The organism is Clostridium psychrophilum (assembly GCF_018861705.1).
Taxonomy (GTDB): Bacteria; Bacillota; Clostridia; order Clostridiales; family Clostridiaceae; genus Clostridium_AD; species Clostridium_AD psychrophilum.
In genome coordinates this window covers 1-4,606 of sequence record NZ_JAHLEC010000170.1, presented here as the reverse complement: position 1 = coordinate 4,606, position 4,606 = coordinate 1, and the positions used below count along the sequence as shown (strand labels likewise).

2 protein-coding genes and 1 pseudogene are annotated in these 4,606 nt (G+C 32.0%); all 3 read right to left on the bottom strand.

Going from position 1 to position 4,606, the window contains the following annotated elements; translation table 11 throughout:
- The coding region (locus KPL38_RS18290; RefSeq protein WP_216290565.1) for a recombinase family protein at positions 1-549 on the bottom strand (549 nt) is incomplete at its 3' end.
- A gap of 133 nt (positions 550-682) precedes the next feature.
- A pseudogene (locus KPL38_RS18285) lies at positions 683-3,652 on the bottom strand (Tn3 family transposase).
- 130 nt (positions 3,653-3,782) lie between these two features.
- Positions 3,783-4,250 carry a recombinase family protein gene (locus KPL38_RS18275; protein ID WP_312884274.1) on the bottom strand — a complete coding sequence of 156 codons (468 nt, stop codon included), beginning with the start codon at positions 4,248-4,250 and terminating at the stop codon, positions 3,783-3,785.
- Positions 4,251-4,606: the final 356 nt, after the last annotated feature.

Here is a 4,606-nt window from a genome sequence, read left to right as displayed (position 1 = left end):
AACAAGCTCCATAGCTTTTACAGCAGTTATATTACCTTGCTTCCACTTCCTATAAACAGCCTTAAAGTTTTCATCAATTGGTATTTTCTTTCTTCCAAATTTGATTCCTTTCTTCATAGCAATGCTAATGCCTTCCTTTTGTCTTTCTTTTATTCTTGTACGTTCATCCTCTGCCATATAACTTAATAGCTGCAGTATCAAATCAACAATTAAACTTTCTATACCTTTCATATCCTTATATTTTGTTGTATTAAGCAAAGGCATATCTAAAACAATTATATCAATTTCTTTATTTTTTATAAGCTCCTTCCACTCATCCAAAAGCATTTGCTTATTTCTTCCTAATCTATCAAGCGATTTGATGTATAAAATATCACCACTTCGAAGAATACGCTTCATTAACTGGTATTCAGGTCTTTTAAAATCTTTACCACTGGCTTTTTCTATAAATATATATTCATCCTGTATTCCAAGTTCTTTAGCTGTAGCAACTTGTCTTTCTAAAGATTGGTCTTTACTACTTACCCTTGCATAAAAAAAACTTCTCATCCTATATAGCTCCTTCTTAAACTTTATATAAAAATCATAATAATACTTCAATAAGTATACAATCTATTTGAAGTGTTTCATATATAAAAATGTTGAAGTTTTGACATAAAAAAAGTATAATAATATCACCATTTCAAAAAGTATACTTTGTGAAATAGTCCTTATTCCCCTTTTTGGAGGGGTTGGGCAAAAACACCCTATATGGACTTAAAGCTGCTATAGTATCTTCCTCAATTATATGACCTTCCATGACCAGCTCCTGAAGAATTTGGGTTATATGAAAAACGTTATAAAATATAATACAATTGGAAACCAGATGATTATACTTTATTATTTTTCGCTGTTCATCTCTGTTGTTTTCTGCAATAATTCCATCCCCTCCAAACAACACCCATTTAGTAAAGCAATTGAAACCTTCACTTTTATTTGTAGCTGCTTGTATTGTACTTCTTAATTCTTCATCCCCAATATAATTCATTAAATATCCTGTCCTAATAGCTCTGCCGAGTTCTCTGAAAGCTTGGTATAATCGGTTTTTTCTACTATATGTGCTAAGCTTTCTTAAGAGTGTAGATGCTGTAATTTTCCCATCTTTAATAGATAAAGCAACTCTTAGCATATCAGGAAAATGGGTTTCAATAAGCTTCCAATCAATTGTATCAGAAAATAATTCATCAATATGTTCATACTTTGCATCTTTATATGGTCTATAAAGTGTAATGTCCTTCCAGTTTCGAATACGGGGCATAAGGTTTATACCTAATAAATAAGATAATGCAAAAACTGGTGCATTTTGACCTTGTGTATCCGCATGTATTGTATCTGGTTGAATATCGGATTCGTTTTTTAACATTCCATCCAGAATATATACTGCTTCCCAAACACCACAAGGGATAAAATGACTAAATAAAGCTATATACGTGTCTGAAACATGATAATATCCAATTCCACCGTATCCTCCATATCTTATATGGTACTCAGACAATAGATTTTGTTCATACAAATCCCATTTTGTACCATCTGCAGAGACTCTTTTACCAGAACCCCAAAATTTAGGTAGTGAAAAGCAGTTATATGCGTTTATAATATCTTTTATGGCTAACTCTATCTTTTCTTCTGTTATATGACGATTATTTATCCATGCTACCTGTTTACGATTGATACCTTCTAGAGATCGAGATGTTTGAGTAGGTCCTAAATTGCATCCATAACAAAAAGACGTTATAAGGTACCTCTCAATTGAGTTTTCAATCTTTGCATCATGGCCAGAAATGGAACCAAAGTATTTTGACCAGTTAAGCCAGTATTCCGTATCCGTAATCACATCAAGAATATTAATCGGTTTTAATCTCTCCGAGATTAGCGATTCAATTAATTTCAACTGTTTAGGATACTTCTTTTTTTCAGGCTTGCCTAAAGTTGGTATGCCTTTTTCTATTCTTAAATACTGATTAGAAGGGAAAGACTTGTCTGTTTTCTCAATTGCATCATTAAGCCAATTTTTTACGTGCTCAATAAACCCATGACTATTCACAGGAATGCCTGCTTGCTCACCATACAAATCTTTAGTTTCCTCGTAATCTTCCCAACTTATAAGTTGATCTCTATAATCAGAAAATTTATCACTACCTTTAACATATAAATCACCAGATTTTAAATCTCTAAATATTTGTGTAAACACACATACTTCAAAATGTCTGCGATCTATTTTGTCCGGATAAGTATTTCTGCTGCTGTATCCAGTTATAAGCTTCCAAAAATCATCCGACACCCATGAAAGGTCTAAAAGTTGAATTTTATTTTCATTGTCTTTGCCCTTATTTTCAATTTTAACTGAATCGAGTAAATCTCTGCGTATATTTTCATTTGCCTGAAGAAATTTTAATGATTGCTCTAGGGATATATCTTTATTTGTGGAATGGAGTGTAACACTTCTTACTAAGCTAAATAAAGTTACTCTATGACTCTTGTAATATTTCCAAAGAAACGAGTAATAATTGTTACCTGAATTAGCTGTATGCGCTTCACAATCACTAAGCACCTCATCACTTTTATCCTCAATGACTGATTGGATTGCTGCAAATTTTTCTTCAATGCTTCCATCTTTTTTATAAGCTAAAATCATATCTCGCAATGTTACTACTAATTTGTCTGTTGTTTGTATGTTTTTAGTTCTATATAATTCAAGTGCTTCTTTTCCTTTTCGGTGAACACTAGACATTCTTTTAATAAACATTTCTGCCAGATCATCCAATGTTTTTGCAGATTGAACAGCCAATAATGCTACTGAAATAGTATATCTTTTATTAGGCTCTAATGCTTTCATTTGTGCAGCATTAAGAGTCTTTGCCTCAGCTGCAAACTGTTTAACTTTAATATCTGGGATATTTGAGAGCACCTCAAGGGCAACATTTTGATCTGTTAGCCATTTCAGATAATTAACTAAATCTTTTAAATGCATAAGTGTGGGCGTTCCTGGCTCTTGCTTTAAAAAGTTCCAGGAAGTATATATGTTATCCTGTTCAGATTCTAAAAGTTTATCAATTTTATTCCTGGACTCCTCGCTAATAAGATTATAAATTTGACGGTAAAAAGCCCGATATACAGATACTCTTATTCTATTTGATGCTCTTACTAATGTACTAAAAGCTGGCAATTCATAATGCTGCCGTATTAATTCTTCAATAGCAACATTTATAAGATCAGAAGGTTCATCCTTTGTTCGTGCGGAGGCTCCAATGGCTCTTACTAATACATGTCTGGCATCTGATCCATAAGGTTTTATATTTAAATATTCTCTAATAATCTGAACATGCCTTAATTTTGTTCCTAATTTATTGTAATTTTAAATATCCACTGAAGAAATAGAACTATTAATCGCCTTAGAAATATGTTGTACTATAGTCTGCGGAATATTTATAGGAGCTACGAAATAGCCCAGTCTTTGAAAACTTTTAAGCATAATTATAAAACAAGTTTTTAATTTGTAACCACGGGCAACTTTCTGTGAGAACTTTATTTCCTCTTGCGTTGGAGTATATGTGTCATTTAGTTCTTTTTCATAAATATTACTTTTAAATCGTGGATATACAGTTTCATGCATCCCAGGCATAAATACCAACCCCCTCATAGAATAATTATAAAATTTCTATTTCTTTGGCTCTTCGATAAAATGTACCACGGTTCATATTTAGTCTGCTCATTTCTTCAATTGCGGTGATTTTTTCATCCTTTCAAAGCTTTATTACTTTATACCGATCTTTAGGCCTTTCAACCATTGGTCTACCAAATTTTTTACCTTTTAGATGTTCAGCTGCAATACCTTCACGCTGACGTTTGAGAGTACTTTCTCTTTCTAGTTCAGATAGCGCTCCAAATAAGGTTAAAACAAATCGCCCTTGTGGTGTAGCAGTATCGATGTTCTCCTCTAAAGAAACGAGATCTACCTTTTTATCTTTAAGTTGCTGTACTATAGAAAGCAAATCCCGTGTACTGCGAGCAAGACGAGATATACTTTCTATATACAATATATCTCCATCTCTAATGTATTCCATCATGCTTTTTAATTGAGGTCTATTAGCACTTTTACCTGATATTTTTTCACTGAAAATTTTTTGAATACCTAATTCTGATAATGCTATTTCCTGTCTGTCTGTGTTTTGATCTACTGTAGAAACTCGTATATAACCTATTTTAGACATAGCGTAATCCCTCTTTTATAAAAACTTATAGTTAATTATATCGTATCTGTCACAAAATTACCCTAATTACTTTTGTGATGTCACAAAATGCAAAATAGGTACTTTTGTGACATGAAATTATGCCAACACAAAAACCCTACCTTTTGTGTTAAGCTCTTTGATTAATACTAATTAATGATATAATTTACATAAGAGTTAATTCACATTTTTATTTTATTTCGTATTTATGAAATATGAAATTAGGCAAGATAGACCAGCTAGTTAAAGTCAAGTGTAAATTTGCGAAAGTAGTTGTTAATTTCATTGCATAACAAAAAGACCATTGCATAACACGAACAATGGTAAATTTAGTAATT

What these genes read in the sequence shown, in the direction of transcription:
- KPL38_RS18275 (WP_312884274.1), bottom strand. Translation starts at nt 4,250, where the DNA reads ATGTCTAAAATAGGTTATATACGAGTTTCTACAGTAGATCAAAACACA.